Raw genomic sequence first — 17,262 nt, 5'->3', positions numbered from 1 at the left:
CGCGCCAGCGTCGCATCCGACATTTTGGGCACAGTAGGCGGATGCGACATGAACGCATTATGTGACCAACATATGCGCTCTCTGTAGGTCGGATAAGGCGCGCCAGCGTCGCATCCGACATTTTGGGCACAGTAGGCGGATGCGTCATGAACGCATTATGTGACCAACATATACGCTCTCCGTAGGTCGGATAAGGCGCTCGCGCCGCATCCGACAACCGTGTTGCCTGATGCGACGCTGGCATTTTGGGCACAGTAGCCAGATGCGCCTACACCGGTAACGTTTTCAACAATCCAAACGCCTCTTTCATCCGATCTTCACTGACCACAAAGGCACGTAACTGATCGGTATCGTCCAGACCGCGTGCCACCATTCCCTGGTTTTCGGCACAAATCTGCCAGCGTAAATCCCGACGCTGGGTTTCCCCTGCCAGATGCAGTGGTAACTCCGGCGTTTTGATTTTTACCAGCATCGCCGGTAGTTTCAGAGGCGTATTAGCGCCGAGCAGATTTTTTGCCAGCATCATTGCGCTAAGTTGAATCGGCTGCAGAAACGGCAATACCTGACCGTTAATTTCCGCGCAATCGCCCAGCGCGTAAATATCGGCATTGCTGGTTTGCAGATAACTATCGACGCAAACGCCGCGATTAATCGTCAGCCCGGCGCGTCGTGCCAGGGCGGTTTCCGGGCGCAGCCCGGTGGCGGCAATCACCGCATCCACTTCGATGCTGCGCTGGCGGTCCAGGGTTGCACGGATGCCAGAATCCGTTTTTTCCAGCGCCAGTAACTGAGATTTCAACAGCAGATGGACGCCCATCTCCGTCAACCGATGTTGTAAGCGACTGCTTACTTCCGGTGGCATTAACGATGCCAGAATACTGGCGGCGTTGTCGATCAGCGTGACTGCTTTGCCTGCCCGACAAAAATCCATCGCCAGTTCGCTACCAATCAGGCCGCCACCGACAATCAACACGCGCTGTGCTTCCCGTAGTTGCGTTTCACAGGCGCGATACTCTTGCTGACTATTTAAAGTAAGCATTAACTCACGCCCAGGCACCGGCAGGACGAAGGCGCTGGCACCGGTTGCCAGCACTAACTTGTCGTACTGCCACTGATTATTCTGGCTTTTCACCACATGGGCTTCGGCATCAATATCCGTCACCCAGGTTTGTGGAAACAGGCGCAGATTAAACTGTTCGGCAAATTCTCCCGCCGTCTGGCGGGTAAGGTCGTCGGCACGTTGTCCCTGACTGATAACATGGCTGAGATCAGGTTTGTTGTACTCATCCATGCTATCGGCAGCAATCAGGGTTAATGGAATACTGGCGTCCTGTTTGCGAATATTTTTCACCAGTTGGCGGGCGGCGAAGCCCGAACCAATGATCACAATACCGTTGCTCATTTTGCCTCCGATGCCAGTTCATCAAAGACGTCTTTGCCGAGGGAACATTCCGGGCACAGGAAGTTATCCGGAACTTCACTCCACGGCGTTCCCGGCGCGACGTCCTGCATTGGCTCGCCTTTTGCTGGATCGTAAATCCACTGGCAGACGCTGCACTGCATCCGTGGGCCGAGGTCGGTTGTTGTGGTGGCACTGGTTTCTTCTTTAACCACCGTATTCACTGTGCTCTGCGGCAGCGGCGCGAGCGCCCACTGACGGGCGATTTCACGACCGTGTTCACGACATAACTCCAGCGCGTCCTGATCCGGTCGCCATTTGGCTTTCAGACTAAGTGACATTTCGAAGCCTGCATCCTGCAAGCGCGTAGAAAGACGATCAACCGCACCGCCGCTCCAGCCGTGGGAGCCGAAAGCGCTGGCGCGTTTGTTACGGAAGCGCAATCCGGTCATCTCCTCCACCAGCCCGGCGATTTTCGGCATCATTACGTTATTCATCGTCGAAGTCCCAACCAGCACGCCTTTTGAGCGGAAGACATTGGTCAGGATTTCGTTTTTATCGCTCCGGGCGACGTTGAAAATTTTCACCGCTACGCGCGGGTCGGTTTCTGCAATCCCCTGGGCGATAGCGTCAGCCATCATGCGGGTGTTATTCGACATGGTGTCGTAGAAAATAGTGATCCTGTCTTCCTGATAATCCGTCGCCCATTTCAGGTACAGCTCGACAATCTGCGTCGGGTTATCGCGCCATACCACACCGTGAGAGGTGGCAATCATATCGACCGGCAAGTTAAAGCCCAGAATCTCGGTGATTTTGGGGGTTACCAGGCGGCTGAACGGCGTCAGGATATTGGCGTAGTAACGCTGGCACTGTTCGAAAAGCTCGGTCTGATCCACTTCATCGTTGAACAGATGCTCGTCGCAGTAGTGCTGACCAAAGGCATCGTTACTGAACAGCACTGCATCGCCCGCCAGGTAAGTCATCATGCTGTCCGGCCAGTGGAGCATTGGTGTTTCGACAAAAATGAGCTGTTTGCCGTTACCGATATCCAGCGTGTCGCCGGTTTTCACCACGTTGAAATTCCACTCCGGATGATGGTGATGACCATTAATTGAGTCGATGGCGTTGGCAGTACAGTAGATTGGCGTATCCGGAATTTGCGCCATCAGTTCGGTCAGCGCCCCGGCGTGGTCTTCTTCTGCATGGTTAATTACGATGTAATCGATATCTGCCAGATCGATTTCATTACGCAGGTTCTGCACAAATTCGCGGCTGAATTTATGGTCGACAGTGTCGATTAGCACGTTTTTTTCTTCGCGAATGAGGTAGCTGTTGTAGCTGCTGCCGCGCAGCGTTTTATATTCTGTGCCGTGAAAATCACGCACTTCCCAGTCACGTTGACCAACCCAATGAATGTTATTTTTCACCACAATAGACATAGCAACCTCAATTTATTCAGCGTGTTCTAAAAAGATGTCTTGTTAATTGCAGATTGCGTGCCAGTTTTTTATCTAATTGTTTTTACTCTATAAATTAATTTATGCTCATTAATGAGTAGTCAAAATGACTATTAATCAGATGGTCGATATGACAATATCTATAGTCAAATTGACAGTGAGGCAAAGATGAGTTTTTCCGTTGATGTGCTGGCGAATATCGCCATCGAATTGCAGCGCGGGATTGGCCATCAGGATCGTTTTCAACGCCTGATTACCACGCTGCGTCAGGTGCTGGAGTGTGATGCGTCAGCGTTGCTGCGCTACGACTCGCGGCAATTTATTCCGCTCGCCATCGACGGGCTGGCAAAAGATGTGCTCGGCAGACGCTTTGCGCTGGAAGGGCATCCGCGGCTGGAAGCGATTGCCCGCGCCGGGGACGTGGTGCGTTTTCCTGCAGACAGCGAATTACCCGATCCCTATGACGGTTTGATTCCCGGGCAGGAGAGTCTGAAGGTTCATGCCTGTGTTGGTCTGCCATTGTTTGCCGGGCAAAACCTGATTGGCGCATTGACGCTCGACGGGATGCAGCCCGATCAGTTCGATGTTTTCAGCGATGAAGAGTTACGGCTGATTGCCGCGCTGGCGGCGGGGGCGTTAAGCAATGCGTTGCTGATTGAACAACTGGAAAGCCAGAATATGTTGCCGGGTCATGCCGTGCCGTTTGAAGCGGTGAAAGAGATGCAGATGATTGGCCTGTCGCCAGGTATGACGCAACTGAAAAAAGAGATTGAGATTGTGGCAGCGTCCGATCTCAACGTCTTAATTAGCGGTGAGACGGGAACAGGTAAGGAGCTGGTGGCGAAAGCGATTCATGAAGCCTCGCCGCGGGCGGTGAATCCGCTGGTTTATCTCAACTGCGCCGCACTGCCGGAAAGCGTGGCGGAAAGTGAGCTGTTCGGGCATGTGAAAGGGGCGTTTACCGGCGCTATCAGTAACCGCAGTGGTAAGTTTGAAATGGCGGATAACGGTACGCTGTTTCTGGATGAGATCGGTGAGTTGTCGTTGGCATTGCAGGCCAAGCTACTGCGGGTGTTGCAGTATGGCGATATTCAGCGCGTTGGCGATGACCGCAGTTTGCGGGTGGATGTGCGCGTACTGGCAGCGACTAACCGCGACTTGCACGAAGAAGTACTGGCAGGGCGATTTCGCGCCGATTTATTCCATCGCCTGAGTGTGTTTCCGCTTTCCGTGCCGCCGCTACGTGAGCGGGGCGATGACGTTATTTTGCTGGCGGGTTATTTCTGCGAGCAGTGCCGTCTGCGACTGGGACTTTCTCGCGTGGTGTTGAGCGCCAGTGCGCGGAATTTATTGCAACACTACCGTTTTCCGGGAAACGTGCGCGAACTGGAACATGCTATTCATCGGGCGGTAGTGCTGGCGAGAGCGACCCGCAGCGGTGATGAAGTGATTCTTGAGGCGCAACATTTTGCTTTTCCTGAGGTGACGTTGCCGTCGCCAGAAGTGACGACAGTGCCCGTCGTTAAACAAAACCTGCGTAAAGCGACAGAAGAGTTCCAGCGCGAAACCATTCGCCAGGCGCTGGCACAAAATAATCACAATTGGGCCGCCTGTGCGCGGATGCTGGAAATCGACGTCGCCAACCTGCATCGGCTGGCGAAACGTCTGGGATTGAAGGATTAAATAATCCCGGCCTGATAGAAATCCTGCAGGTTAATCGCGCCGGCGAGTTTACCGTTTTCATCTACCACCGGTGCGGCGGTGATTTTGCGCTTCATCAGGATCTCTTTGGCGTCAATGGCGCGGCTTTGTGCCTGTAATGTGGTGCCACCAGCCGTCATCGCTTCATTAACGGGCGTGGTGAGTGCACCACCGCCAACCAGCCAGCGACGTAAATCGCCGTCGGTAAAGACGCCTTTCACCAGTCGTTGATCATCACACACTGCCACCAGCCCTAACCCGGTGCGGCTGAGTTCCAGCATCGCGTCCATCACGCTGGCGGTTAACGCCACCTGCGGGACAGCATCATCACGGCGCATCAGATGATGCACTTTGTTCAGCAAACGAGCGCCCAGCGCGCCGGCAGGATGGGAGCGGGCAAAATCTTCTTCATTAAACCCACGCGCCTGCATGACCGCCATCGCCAGCGCATCGCCCATCATCAGGGTATTGACGGTGCTGGAAGTCGGCGCAAGGTGCATCGGGCAGGCTTCGCGTTCTACGGAAATATCCAGCACCGCTTTCGCCGCCAGACCCAGCGGTGACGTCGGTTTACCGGTCATTGCCAGCAGAGCAATAGATTTGTCTTCCAGACGCGGAATAATCAGATCCAGTTCCTTTGCGCCACCGGAGTACGAGATAAACAGCATTACATCGCGGCTTTCAATCATCCCCAGATCGCCGTGCAGTGCCTCTGCCGGATGGACAAAAAAAGCAGGCGTGCCAGTGCTGGCAAGCGTTGCGGCGATTTTCTTACCAATGTGGCCCGATTTGCCAATTCCCGAAACCACCACTTTGCCTTCGCAGTGCAGGATGATATTGGCGGCGCGAACAAAATCATCACCCAGACGTTCAGGTAAACGGCTTGCTTCCTGCAACTCCAGCATTAACGTCTGACGTCCCGCGTTCAGTAGTGCTTCACTCATTGCTTTCTCCGGTGATGATCACGTCGATCCCTTTCTCTTCCAGCGCCTGACGAAACGCTGGAGAAATGCCTGCGTCGGTAATGAGTTTATCGACGCTTTCAAGACTGCAAACTACATTGGGGCTTTTACGACCAAACTTCGATGAGTCAGCCATCAAAATAACTTCGCGCGCAGCATTACACATCGCTTTACTGACGGTGTAGACCTCGTTGAAAGTCGTTACGCCTGCATTCAGATCGATGCCGTCGGTGCCCATAAACAATTTATCGAAGCTGAAATGTTCGAAGGCATTCTCGGCAAGTTGCCCGTGAAATGAGGCCGATTTTTTGCGAAATGTTCCGCCAGGCATCAGGATGGTTTGCTCGTTATCCAGTTCGGATAGCGCATTGACAATATGCAGACTGTTGGTCATCACTGTGATGTTATTAAAGCGCGAGAGCATTGGCACCATCTGCAATACGGTACTGCCAGCATCGAGAATGATTGAGTCGCCATCGTGGATAAAACTGACGGCGGCTTCCGCTATCAACTCTTTTTTGTGGGTGTTGATGAGCGTTTTATGATCGATTGGCGGATCGGATTCCTCTTTATTTAACACCACGCCGCCATAGGTACGAATGACGGTTCCGGCATGTTCCAGAATGACCAGATCTTTGCGAATGGTTGTGCCTGTGGTGTCAAAGTATTGCGCCAATTCTTCAACCGAGCATTTCCCCTGCTTTTGCAGATACTCCAGAATGGCGGCCTGACGCTGACGAGGTTTCATAGGCGTGATTACCTGATTTAGGTTTCAAAATGATAACTTCGCAAGCAAGTAGCATTCACAACGAAATTATCTACGTTTCAGTTTAAGCGCCAATGATAGAGCATTCTGCGATAATGGATCATGGGGAAAGATCACATCGGGCCGTAAATCAGCAGAATGCATACCCGTAATGGCGGGAATTTTTTGCGGTCGGGCGAAAACGGTCAGTCCTTTCATAAACAAGGTGTCGACGATGCGCTGCTGATCGTCCAGGGCGATGGCGACTACGACCCGCGGTTTAAAGCGCCCGCTGGAACGGCCCACGCCAACGCGGCCTTGCTGGCAAAGTGCATCGAAGGCACGGTTAAAACGAGAAATTTGCCAGCCGCCTAAGGCCAGTTGTGTACACCAGGCGATAACGGCGACGGTGATGAGAGCGGATACCATAACTTCTCCTTATATGTGGTGGCGGAGGATTTCCGCTGAGAATGTTTACAGTGTGTGCTTTATTCATGCCGGATGCGGCGTGAACGCCTTATTAGGTCTTAAAAGTTTTGTTAATTCAATGTGTTGTATGGGTGTCGTAGGCCTGATAAGCGTAGCGCATCAGGCAGTCTCGCGGAGATCCTTAAAGGATCTCCGCTGTTGATCAGAACATGACCTGACCGCCAGTGACATTAATCGACTGCCCGGTGCAGTACGACGCTTTGGGACTGGCGTAGAACAACAACATATTCAGTACATCCTGATAATCACAGCCGCGCTTAAGTGGCACTTTATCGATGTAATATTGCTCGACTTGATCCGGTTTTATGCCCAGCTTAGTGGCGTATTGCGGCAATAGTGACTGGAACATAGGTGATTTCAGCAAGTTACCGAGCATCAGTGAATGCACCGTAATGCCGTACTCCGCAAGATCCAACGCCAGTGACTGGGTAAGACCGACTCCGCCAAATTTCGCGGCGCTGTAACCAGAGTTGTGTTTGCTGCCCACTTTGCCTGATTTCGAGTTGATCTGAATAATCCGTCCCTGAATGCCGTCGCGGATCATCAGGCGCGAAAATTCACGCGCACAAAGGAAGTAGCCCACCAGATTTACCTGTAGCGAGCGGTCAAAATCCCCCAGTTGGAAATCGCTGATAAACGCTGCTTTAGCAATTCCGGCGCTGTAGACCAGTAAATCCACACGACCAAAGATCTCATCTACCCCACGAGAGAGTGCCAGTACGCTCTGCTCGCTGGTGGCATCAGCACCAAAACCATATGCCATGCCTTCGCCATATTCTGCATTAATTTCTTGCGCCACATTTGCAGCTTTGTCGCTCTGAATATCGACAACCGCCACGCGATACCCCTCGGCAGCCAGACCGTGGCACAGGAACGCGCCTAAGGTTTGCCCACCACCGATGACAACAGCAACCTGATTCATTTTTTACTCCTTAACAGATTCAAACTTCAAAACTGATCCCGGCGCGATATCGTCGGGTACGGGGCCTGCCACATGGACAGTGCCCGGAAATTCCGCTTCGCTTAAACCATCGAAGCGCAGGGTGACATGACCCAGTTCGCGAAGGTTGTCTTCCGCCACGCTGCCAACGGCGGTTACCGGATAGCGATGCTGTCCGAGAGAAAATTGCAAACCGGGATGGAGTTCACCTTTCAATTCGCCGTGGCAATGAATGAAGCAATACTCTTCGAGATCCGCAGGCGCGCCTTCACGAAAGGTGATGATCATCTGATCGCTGAGAGCGTCAGTCGCACTCGCGCCGATACGGGTGATGGTGGTCTGATAAATAACGGTCATGTTTTAACCTCTATTGATAGATAAAACCGGAGACAAACCAGGCGATAAGTACGGTAGGCGCGCCGGTCAGAAAGCGGCTCACCAGTACAGAAGGGACACCGACGCGAACCGTGTCCTGACGGGCTTCCGCCAGAGACAAACCGACCGGGATAAAATCGCAGGCCGCCTGCGCGTTGATGGCAAACAGCGCCGGTAAAGCCAGATGCGGCGGAATATTGCCGAGACCAATCTGCACGCCAATCAATACGCCGATAACCTGCGCGATAACCGCGCCAGGGCCGAGGAAAGGCGAAAGCAGCGGAAAGGAGCAGATGAGTGCCAGCATCACCAGTCCCAGAGGATGACTGGCCAGCGGAGCAAGACCGTGGGCTATCCAGTCGCCAAGACCGGAAGCCATAATGATGCCGATAAGCGCCGAGACGAACGCCATAAACGGCAGGATGGTTTTTAATACGGTGTCGATGGTGTCGCGGCCAGACTGGAACAGCACGGCAACCGCAGACCCCATGCCCATTCCTACTTTCGCCAGTAAGCCATCGCTTTGTTCGGTGATTTTCTTGCTGGTATCGTAGTCACGACCTACGGTAGAGGATTGTGGAGCAGCATCACCCACTACAGTGATGTTTTCTTCTTTTACACCGGAGACATAAATATCTTCCACGATGTACTGCGCCAGCGGACCGGACTTGCCCGTTGAGTGGATATTGATAGTGGGAATACGCCGCTTGGGATAGATGCCGCAGCGCAGTGTACCGCCACAGTCGATTACCGCGACGCCGATTTCCGCTTCTGCGGGTTCACCTTCTTTAAATCCGTCGATAGCCTGCCAGCCAGTAAGCTGTGCCAGTTTGTCGACAATCGCAGGACGTGTACCGGCGGTGATGTAGACGATTTTTTTCCCCGGAGTGGCTTCCAGCTCCAGCGGGCCGCCCCAGCCACCCGTCCCTTTTTCGATCCGAATACGTGTCATGATGTTGCTCCTGCCAGACGAACTTTCTGTTCAAGTTGAATGCCCATCTTTTTCTCAAAAATGGCGGTGGTCAGGTCGGTCACCCAACCGCGGAAGAAGTTAGTGATCAGGCCTACCAACAGATAACTGACGGCCAGCGGGCCAAGTGGCAGGTTCAGCGTTGTCAGACCGCTGGCAATTCCAAGATAAACAAACAATTCGCCGGGGTTGATATGGGGGAAGAGGCCATTCATTGAGTGGCAGCTATAAGAAGCCGCCGCATAGTAGCTGGGTTTGTACTTTTCCGGCATAAAACGACCGAGGCTTAAGGTCATGGGGTTACAAAAGACAAACGTACCAATGCACGGTAGTAGCAGGTAACGGGAAACAGGATTACCGGCACAACGTTGAGCAAAACGTTCAATACGATGTTGACCGATAAAATTAATCAGTGCGTTCATGATTACCAGCAGGCTAATCAACAGCGGAAGAATGCCGGTCACCATCCCGGTAAACACCTCTCCGCCTTTCTGGAACAGCCCGATGAACCACTCTGCGCCATGAGTAATGGTTTCTATCATTGTTCTCTCCTTCAGAATTTATTGTTTTATTACCAAACGGCAACCTAATCTAATCAGATTGAAAGATTTAAAAGTGTTATTTTGATCGCAAAATGAAAGATAAATATTTTAATTTGAAAGTTATGGTGAAGGTGTGTCGATGAAGGGTATTTGAGTTATGTAAAGTCCGTATCGGGGAGCGACTACCGCTTCCTTGTGCAGGGCGCGATGCTTTACCATACTTGCCCCAGGTTGAATCTGTTAAATGGACTCCTCATGTTCAAGCGTCGTTATGTAACATTGCTTCCCCTTTTTGTGTTGCTTGCCGCCTGCAGCAGCAAGCCAAAACCTACCGAGACTGAAACGACCACCGGAACGCCGTCTGGCGGCTTCCTGCTTGAGCCGCAGCACAATGTGATGCAGATGGGCGGTGACTTCGCCAACAACCCGAATGCCCAGCAGTTCATCGATAAAATGGTGAGCAAACACGGCTTCGATCGTCAGCAACTGCAAGAAATCCTTTCCCAGGCGAAACGTCTGGATTCGGTACTGCGGTTGATGGATAACCAGGCACCGACCACATCGGTGCAGCCGCCATCAGGCCCGAACGGTGCATGGCTGCGTTATCGCAAAAAATTTATTACTCCGGATAACGTGCAGAACGGCGTGGTTTTCTGGAATCAATATGAAGATGCGCTGAATCGCGCGTGGCAGGTATATGGTGTACCGCCAGAAATTATCGTCGGAATTATTGGCGTCGAAACCCGCTGGGGACGCGTGATGGGTAAAACCCGCATCCTTGATGCGCTGGCAACGCTGTCATTTAACTATCCACGCCGCGCGGAATATTTCTCTGGCGAACTGGAAACCTTCCTGCTAATGGCGCGCGATGAGCAGGATGATCCGCTCAATCTGAAAGGTTCCTTTGCCGGAGCGATGGGCTATGGACAGTTTATGCCATCGTCTTACAAACAATACGCCGTGGACTTTAGCGGTGATGGTCATATCAACCTGTGGGATCCGGTTGATGCTATTGGTAGTGTGGCAAACTATTTCAAAGCGCACGGCTGGGTGAAAGGTGACCTGGTGGCGGTGATGGCAAACGGCCAGGCTCCAGGTTTACCAAATGGTTTCAAAACTAAGTACAGCATTTCGCAGCTTGCTGCGGCAGGTTTGACGCCGCAGCAGCCGTTGGGGAATCATCAGCAGGCCAGCTTGCTGCGTCTGGATGTTGGGACGGGTTACCAGTACTGGTATGGTCTGCCGAACTTCTACACCATTACTCGTTACAACCACAGCACCCATTATGCAATGGCAGTCTGGCAGTTAGGACAGGCTGTGGCGCTGGCGCGCGTACAGTAACAACTGACAAGAGGGGAGTTTAAACTTCCCTCTGCTTTATTACTGTTTATTCGAATTACGTAATTGCTTGATTTTTTTCGACAGCGATATCGTATATCCCAGGCAGACAACGCCTAATGCAGCCTGACCGAAGTCGAAAGGTTCAAGATAGCCAGAAGATAAAATCTTACATACCACTGCAACCAGGGCGCTGATGCCGCCAATGGTGACCCACATGCGCATTTGCGTGGTCTGTTTGAGCACGTTTTGTGGGGTGTTATCCGTTTTCTTTGTTGCCATTGCTTTTCTCTCCCTGTGAATACATATCAATGTGAACGCGGCATGGTAGCCTTTTTTCTTTACCGGTTGGTCGTAACAGTCTTATTTCGGAATGCGACTCGTAAAATGAATCGCTCGTCCCCATCTTCTGCGGGAAAGTGCTATCTTGTCCGGCATAAATTTTTGACTGACAGAGGTTGTGATGACTGACAGTGAACTGATGCAATTGAGTGAACAGGTCGGGCTGGCACTGAAAGCCCGTGGCGCAACCGTCACAACCGCTGAGTCTTGTACCGGCGGTTGGGTCGCGAAAGTTATTACCGATATTGCTGGCAGTTCCGCCTGGTTTGAACGCGGATTTGTCACCTACAGTAACGAGGCTAAAGCGCAGATGATCGGCGTACGTGAAGAGACGCTGGCGCAGCATGGCGCGGTGAGTGAACCCGTCGTGGTGGAAATGGCAATTGGTGCACTGAAAGCGGCTCGAGCTGATTATGCCGTGTCTATCAGCGGCATTGCCGGACCGGATGGCGGCAGTGAAGAGAAGCCTGTAGGCACCGTCTGGTTTGCGTTTGCTTCTGCCAGCGGCGAAGGCATTACCCGCCGGGAATGCTTCAGCGGTGACCGTGATGCAGTACGACGTCAGGCGACGGCTTATGCATTACAGACGTTGCGACAACAATTTCTACAAAACACTTGATACTGTATGAGCATACAGTATAATTGCTTCAACAGAACATATTGACTATCCGGTATTACCCGGCATGACAGGAGTAAAAATGGCTATCGACGAAAACAAACAGAAAGCGTTGGCGGCAGCACTGGGCCAGATTGAGAAACAATTTGGTAAAGGCTCCATCATGCGCCTGGGTGAAGACCGTTCCATGGATGTGGAAACCATCTCTACCGGTTCGCTTTCACTGGATATCGCGCTTGGGGCAGGTGGTCTGCCGATGGGCCGTATCGTCGAAATCTACGGGCCGGAATCTTCCGGTAAAACCACGCTGACGCTACAGGTGATTGCCGCTGCGCAGCGTGAAGGTAAAACCTGTGCGTTTATCGATGCTGAACACGCGCTGGACCCAGTCTATGCACGTAAACTGGGCGTCGATATTGATAATCTGCTGTGCTCTCAACCGGACACTGGTGAGCAGGCTCTGGAAATCTGTGACGCTCTGGCACGTTCTGGCGCGGTAGATGTTATCGTTGTTGACTCCGTTGCGGCGCTGACGCCGAAAGCAGAAATCGAAGGCGAAATTGGTGACTCTCATATGGGCCTTGCGGCACGTATGATGAGCCAGGCGATGCGTAAGCTGGCGGGTAACCTGAAGCAATCCAACACGTTGCTGATTTTCATCAACCAGATCCGTATGAAAATTGGCGTGATGTTCGGTAACCCTGAAACCACTACCGGTGGTAATGCGCTGAAATTCTACGCTTCTGTTCGTCTCGATATCCGCCGTATTGGCGCGGTGAAAGAGGGCGAAAACGTGGTGGGTAGCGAAACTCGCGTGAAAGTTGTGAAGAACAAAATCGCTGCGCCGTTTAAACAGGCTGAATTCCAAATCCTCTACGGCGAAGGCATCAACTTCTACGGCGAACTGGTTGACCTGGGCGTGAAAGAGAAGCTGATCGAGAAAGCGGGTGCATGGTACAGCTATAAAGGCGAGAAGATCGGCCAGGGTAAAGCAAATGCGACAGCATGGCTGAAAGACAACCCGGAAACTGCGAAAGAGATCGAGAAGAAAGTGCGTGAGTTGCTGCTGAGCAACCCAAATGCAACGCCAGATTTCTCTGTTGATGACAGCGAAGGTGTAGCAGAAACGAACGAAGATTTTTAATCGTCTTGTTTGATACATAAGGGTCGCATCTGCGGCCCTTTTGCTTTTTAAGTTTTAAGGGGATGCCATGACCGAATTAACGCCCCGTCGCCCGATATATACTCGCCTGTTGGATCGCGCGGTACGTATTCTGGCGGTACGTGATCACAGTGAGCAGGAACTGCGCCGTAAACTTGCCGCACCGATTATGGGCAAAAATGGCCCGGAAGAGATTGATGCCACGGCAGAAGATTATGAGCGTGTTATCGCCTGGTGTCATGAACACGGTTATCTCGATGACAGCCGCTTTGTTGCACGCTTTATCGCCAGTCGCAGTCGCAAAGGATATGGACCGGCACGTATTCGTCAGGAACTGAGCCAGAAAGGGATCTCCCGAGAGGCGACAGAAAAAGCGATGCGTGAATGTGATATCGACTGGTGCGCGCTGGCGCGTGATCAAGCGACGCGAAAATATGGTGAACCTTTGCCAACCATCTTTTCAGAAAAAGTTAAGATCCAGCGTTTTCTGCTCTATCGTGGCTATCTGATGGAAGATATCCAGGAGATTTGGCGAAATTTTGCCGACTGAACGCATACGGTATTTTACTTCCCAGTCAAGAAAACTTATCTTATTCCCACTTTTTCAGTTACCAGCCCGGCGGTTAACAACACGTTGCTGCTGGTAGCGATATTTCTTTAGCTTGATTTCAGGATAATTATGAGCAAGAGCACCGCTGAGATCCGTCAGGCGTTTCTCGACTTTTTCCACAGTAAGGGGCATCAGGTAGTTGCCAGCAGTTCCCTGGTTCCCCATAACGACCCAACTTTGTTGTTTACCAACGCCGGGATGAACCAGTTCAAGGATGTGTTCCTTGGGCTCGACAAGCGTAATTATTCCCGCGCTACCACTTCCCAACGCTGCGTGCGTGCGGGTGGTAAACACAACGACCTGGAAAACGTCGGTTACACCGCACGCCATCACACCTTCTTCGAAATGCTGGGCAACTTCAGCTTCGGTGACTATTTCAAACACGATGCTATTCAGTTTGCATGGGAATTGCTGACCAGCGAAAAATGGTTTGCCCTGCCGAAAGAGCGTCTGTGGGTTACCGTCTATGAAAGCGACGACGAAGCCTACGAAATCTGGGAAAAAGAAGTTGGGATCCCACGCGAACGTATTATTCGCATCGGTGATAACAAAGGTGCGCCATACGCATCTGACAACTTCTGGCAGATGGGCGACACTGGTCCGTGCGGCCCGTGCACCGAAATTTTCTATGATCACGGCGACCATATCTGGGGTGGCCCTCCGGGAAGCGCAGAAGAAGACGGCGACCGTTACATTGAGATCTGGAACATCGTCTTCATGCAGTTCAACCGCCAGGCCGATGGCACTATGGAACCGCTTCCGAAGCCGTCTGTTGATACCGGTATGGGGCTGGAGCGAATTGCTGCGGTGCTGCAACACGTTAACTCTAACTATGACATTGACCTGTTCCGCACGCTGATTCAGGCGGTTGCAAAAGTTACTGGCGCGACCGATCTGAGCAACAAATCGCTGCGTGTTATCGCTGACCACATTCGTTCCTGCGCATTCCTGATTGCAGATGGTGTCATGCCATCCAATGAAAACCGTGGTTATGTACTGCGTCGTATCATTCGTCGCGCGGTACGTCACGGCAATATGCTGGGCGCGAAAGAAACCTTCTTCTACAAACTGGTTGGTCCGCTGATCGACGTTATGGGCTCTGCGGGTGAAGACCTGAAACGCCAGCAGGCGCTGGTTGAGCAGGTGCTGAAAACTGAAGAAGAGCAGTTTGCGCGTACTTTGGAGCGCGGTCTGGCGTTGTTGGACGAAGAGTTAGCGAAACTTTCTGGTGATACGCTGGATGGCGAAACGGCTTTCCGTCTGTACGATACCTACGGTTTCCCGGTTGACCTGACGGCTGACGTTTGTCGTGAGCGCAACATCAAAGTCGATGAAGCCGGTTTTGAAGCAGCAATGGAAGAGCAGCGCCGTCGCGCACGTGAAGCCAGTGGCTTTGGCGCTGATTACAACGCGATGATCCGTGTTGATAGCGCTTCTGAATTTAAAGGCTATGACCATCTGGAACTGAACGGCAAAGTGACTGCACTGTTTGTTGATGGCAAAGCTGTTGATGCAATCAATGCAGGCCAGGAAGCGGTTGTCGTACTGGATCAAACGCCATTCTATGCAGAATCAGGCGGCCAGGTTGGCGATAAAGGCGAACTGAAAGGCGCAAGCTTCTCTTTTGCGGTGGAAGACACTCAAAAATACGGCCAGGCGATAGGTCACATCGGTAAACTTGCTGCGGGTTCTCTGAAAGTGGGCGACGCGGTGCAGGCTGATGTTGATGAAGCGCGCCGCGCCCGTATTCGTCTGAACCACTCCGCAACGCACCTGATGCACGCTGCATTGCGCCAGGTTCTGGGTACTCATGTCTCCCAGAAAGGTTCTTTGGTTAACGACAAAGTGCTGCGTTTCGACTTCTCGCATAACGAAGCGATGAAACCTGAAGAGATTCGAGCGGTCGAAGACCTGGTGAACGCACAGATTCGTCGCAACCTGCCGATCGAAACCAACATCATGGATCTTGAGGCGGCTAAAGCGAAAGGCGCGATGGCGTTGTTCGGTGAGAAGTATGATGAACGCGTACGTGTGCTGAGCATGGGCGATTTCTCTACCGAGCTGTGTGGCGGTACTCACGCCAGCCGCACTGGTGATATCGGCCTGTTCCGCATCACCTCTGAATCGGGTACTGCTGCAGGCGTTCGCCGTATCGAAGCGGTAACCGGAGAAGGTGCTATCACCACTGTTCATGCGGACAGCGATCGCTTAAGCGAAGTCGCGCATCTGCTGAAAGGCGATAGCAACAATCTGGTTGATAAAGTGCGTTCAGTGCTGGAACGTACGCGTCAGTTGGAAAAAGAGTTACAACAGCTTAAAGAACAGGCTGCTGCGCAGGAGAGTGCGAATCTTTCCAGTAAGGCAATTGATGTTAATGGTGTTAAGCTGTTGGTTAGCGAGCTTAGCGGTGTTGAGCCGAAAATGTTACGTACCATGGTTGACGATTTAAAAAATCAGCTGGGGTCGACAATTATCGTGCTGGCAACGGTAGCCGAAGGTAAGGTTTCTCTGATTGCAGGCGTATCTAAGGACGTCACAGATCGTGTGAAAGCAGGGGAACTGATTGGTATGGTCGCTCAGCAGGTGGGCGGCAAGGGTGGTGGACGTCCTGACATGGCGCAAGCCGGTGGTACGGATGCTGCGGCCTTACCTGCAGCGTTAGCCAGTGTGAAAGGCTGGGTCAGCGCGAAATTGCAATAATATAAGCGTCAGGCAATGCCGCAGAGTGAGTCTGCGGCATTCGCATCAACGCTATCGACAACGATAAAGTCAGGTTGAAGTTGTGTATATCGGCTAAACTTAGGTTTAACAGAATGTAATGCCATGACTGCTTACATGTAATGTGTTTGTCATTGCTTACTTTTTGGCGTTATATGATGGATAATGCCGGGATACAGAGAGACCCGACTCTTTTAATCTTTCAAGGAGCAAAGAATGCTGATTCTGACTCGTCGAGTTGGTGAGACCCTCATGATTGGGGATGAGGTCACCGTGACAGTTTTAGGGGTAAAGGGCAACCAGGTACGTATTGGCGTAAATGCCCCGAAGGAAGTTTCTGTTCACCGTGAAGAGATCTACCAGCGTATCCAGGCTGAAAAATCCCAGCAGTCCAGTTACTAATCTTTCCGCGTCTCATCTTTAACGGTGAGACGCACCCTCAAAATTTCTCCTTCACTTCATTTTCTTTTCGCGTTACACCCGTTCATTCATCTTTAGTCTCCCTTTTTCTGTATTACCGCTACCTTTCAGATGCCCGTTTTTCTGTTGATAAAACACTCTTTTTGGCGTTTTTACAGACTAATTGAGCGTGAAGTGTGCAAACGATAAAAGTGTGGGAAAAATTGTTTGACTTATAAGTCTCAGAAAGTAATATGTGCGCCACGCAGCGACGATGAGCGATAAACAAGTTCTTCGAAGCACTCGTAAGAGGCGTGTGGTGAGGTGGCCGAGAGGCTGAAGGCGCTCCCCTGCTAAGGGAGTATGCGGTCAAAAGCTGCATCCGGGGTTCGAATCCCCGCCTCACCGCCATTTGCATCCGTAGCTCAGCTGGATAGAGTACTCGGCTACGAACCGAGCGGTCGGAGGTTCGAATCCTCCCGGATGCACCATATTCT

The 17,262-nt window shown here is 52.0% G+C and carries 17 protein-coding genes and 2 tRNA genes; 9 read left to right on the top strand and 10 right to left on the bottom strand.

All coding sequences use genetic code 11. The features are described 5' to 3' along the window. Positions 1-268 precede the first annotated feature (268 nt). Entirely contained in the window at positions 269-1,402 is a 1,134-nt protein-coding gene (gene norW / locus A1SC_RS11130) for an NADH:flavorubredoxin reductase NorW (RefSeq protein WP_016262461.1), read from the bottom strand. Next, positions 1,399-2,838: an anaerobic nitric oxide reductase flavorubredoxin gene (gene norV, locus A1SC_RS11135; RefSeq protein ID WP_016262460.1), complete on the bottom strand. Its 1,440-nt coding sequence runs from the start codon at positions 2,836-2,838 to the stop codon at positions 1,399-1,401. Before norV ends, norW begins: the two co-directional genes overlap by 4 nt. A 186-nt stretch (positions 2,839-3,024) precedes the next feature. Between norV and norR the strand changes: the two genes are divergently transcribed. Further along, on the top strand, positions 3,025-4,539 hold the full coding sequence (gene norR, locus A1SC_RS11140) for a nitric oxide reductase transcriptional regulator NorR (protein WP_016262459.1): 1,515 nt from the start codon (positions 3,025-3,027) through the stop codon (positions 4,537-4,539). Here norR and gutQ read toward each other — a convergent pair. From gutQ to srlA, 7 genes are all read right to left on the bottom strand, one after another. Then, positions 4,536-5,501, bottom strand: coding sequence for an arabinose-5-phosphate isomerase GutQ (gene gutQ / locus A1SC_RS11145; RefSeq protein WP_016262458.1), 966 nt, complete (start codon positions 5,499-5,501; stop codon positions 4,536-4,538). The two genes, norR and gutQ, sit on opposite strands and share 4 nt — an antisense overlap. After that, entirely contained in the window at positions 5,494-6,267 is a 774-nt protein-coding gene (gene srlR, locus A1SC_RS11150) for a glucitol operon DNA-binding transcriptional repressor SrlR (RefSeq protein ID WP_000804554.1), read from the bottom strand. Before srlR ends, gutQ begins: the two co-directional genes overlap by 8 nt. A 66-nt stretch (positions 6,268-6,333) precedes the next feature. Next, positions 6,334-6,693: a transcriptional regulator GutM gene (gutM, locus tag A1SC_RS11155; RefSeq protein ID WP_000252920.1), complete on the bottom strand. Its 360-nt coding sequence runs from the start codon at positions 6,691-6,693 to the stop codon at positions 6,334-6,336. 202 nt (positions 6,694-6,895) lie between these two features. Beyond that, positions 6,896-7,675: a sorbitol-6-phosphate dehydrogenase gene (srlD, locus tag A1SC_RS11160; RefSeq protein WP_001077342.1), complete on the bottom strand. Its 780-nt coding sequence runs from the start codon at positions 7,673-7,675 to the stop codon at positions 6,896-6,898. 3 nt (positions 7,676-7,678) lie between these two features. Continuing rightward, the gene (gene srlB / locus A1SC_RS11165) at positions 7,679-8,050 is read right to left on the bottom strand and encodes a PTS glucitol/sorbitol transporter subunit IIA (RefSeq protein WP_016262457.1); all 372 of its coding nucleotides are present in this window, start codon (positions 8,048-8,050) and stop codon (positions 7,679-7,681) included. 10 nt (positions 8,051-8,060) lie between these two features. Beyond that, on the bottom strand, positions 8,061-9,020 hold the full coding sequence (srlE, locus tag A1SC_RS11170) for a PTS glucitol/sorbitol transporter subunit IIB (protein WP_000196931.1): 960 nt from the start codon (positions 9,018-9,020) through the stop codon (positions 8,061-8,063). Continuing rightward, positions 9,017-9,580 carry a PTS glucitol/sorbitol transporter subunit IIC gene (gene srlA, locus A1SC_RS11175; protein WP_000573320.1) on the bottom strand — a complete coding sequence of 188 codons (564 nt, stop codon included), beginning with the start codon at positions 9,578-9,580 and terminating at the stop codon, positions 9,017-9,019. The genes srlE and srlA overlap by 4 nt, the downstream gene beginning before the upstream one ends. Before the next feature lie 255 nt (positions 9,581-9,835). Between srlA and mltB the strand changes: the two genes are divergently transcribed. Next, positions 9,836-10,921 carry a lytic murein transglycosylase B gene (gene mltB, locus A1SC_RS11180; RefSeq protein ID WP_001516936.1) on the top strand — a complete coding sequence of 362 codons (1,086 nt, stop codon included), beginning with the start codon at positions 9,836-9,838 and terminating at the stop codon, positions 10,919-10,921. Between the two features lie 39 nt (positions 10,922-10,960). On the opposite strand, the gene A1SC_RS11185 is transcribed toward mltB, so the two are convergent. Further along, entirely contained in the window at positions 10,961-11,200 is a 240-nt protein-coding gene (locus A1SC_RS11185; RefSeq protein ID WP_016249109.1) for a hypothetical protein, read from the bottom strand. Positions 11,201-11,381: 181 nt separating this feature from the next. Here A1SC_RS11185 and pncC point away from each other — a divergent pair, with 181 nt between their 5' ends. The 7 genes from pncC (at position 11,382) to A1SC_RS11220 (ending at position 17,256) form a co-directional block, all read left to right on the top strand. Next, positions 11,382-11,879, top strand: coding sequence for a nicotinamide-nucleotide amidase (pncC, locus tag A1SC_RS11190; protein WP_000132228.1), 498 nt, complete (start codon positions 11,382-11,384; stop codon positions 11,877-11,879). A gap of 79 nt (positions 11,880-11,958) precedes the next feature. Further along, complete coding sequence (gene recA / locus A1SC_RS11195) at positions 11,959-13,020, top strand: recombinase RecA (protein WP_001516934.1); 1,062 nt, start codon at positions 11,959-11,961, stop codon at positions 13,018-13,020. 67 nt (positions 13,021-13,087) lie between these two features. Continuing rightward, positions 13,088-13,588, top strand: a complete 501-nt coding sequence (gene recX, locus A1SC_RS11200; protein WP_000137971.1) for a recombination regulator RecX — start codon at positions 13,088-13,090, stop codon at positions 13,586-13,588. Between the two features lie 129 nt (positions 13,589-13,717). Then, positions 13,718-16,348: an alanine--tRNA ligase gene (gene alaS, locus A1SC_RS11205; RefSeq protein WP_001516933.1), complete on the top strand. Its 2,631-nt coding sequence runs from the start codon at positions 13,718-13,720 to the stop codon at positions 16,346-16,348. Positions 16,349-16,582: 234 nt separating this feature from the next. Next, a complete protein-coding gene (gene csrA, locus A1SC_RS11210) occupies positions 16,583-16,768 on the top strand; it encodes a carbon storage regulator CsrA (protein ID WP_000906486.1) in 186 nt (61 codons plus the stop codon). A 315-nt stretch (positions 16,769-17,083) separates the two neighbouring features. Beyond that, positions 17,084-17,176, top strand: a tRNA-Ser gene (locus A1SC_RS11215). Between the two features lie 3 nt (positions 17,177-17,179). After that, positions 17,180-17,256 (top strand) — tRNA-Arg (locus A1SC_RS11220). The last annotated feature ends 6 nt before the right edge of the window (positions 17,257-17,262 follow it).

This window comes from Escherichia sp. KTE52, from assembly GCF_000408325.1.
Lineage (GTDB): Bacteria > Pseudomonadota > Gammaproteobacteria > Enterobacterales > Enterobacteriaceae > Escherichia > Escherichia marmotae.
Note: the sequence above shows the minus strand (reverse complement) of the source record. Positions and strands in the feature narration are given on the sequence as shown.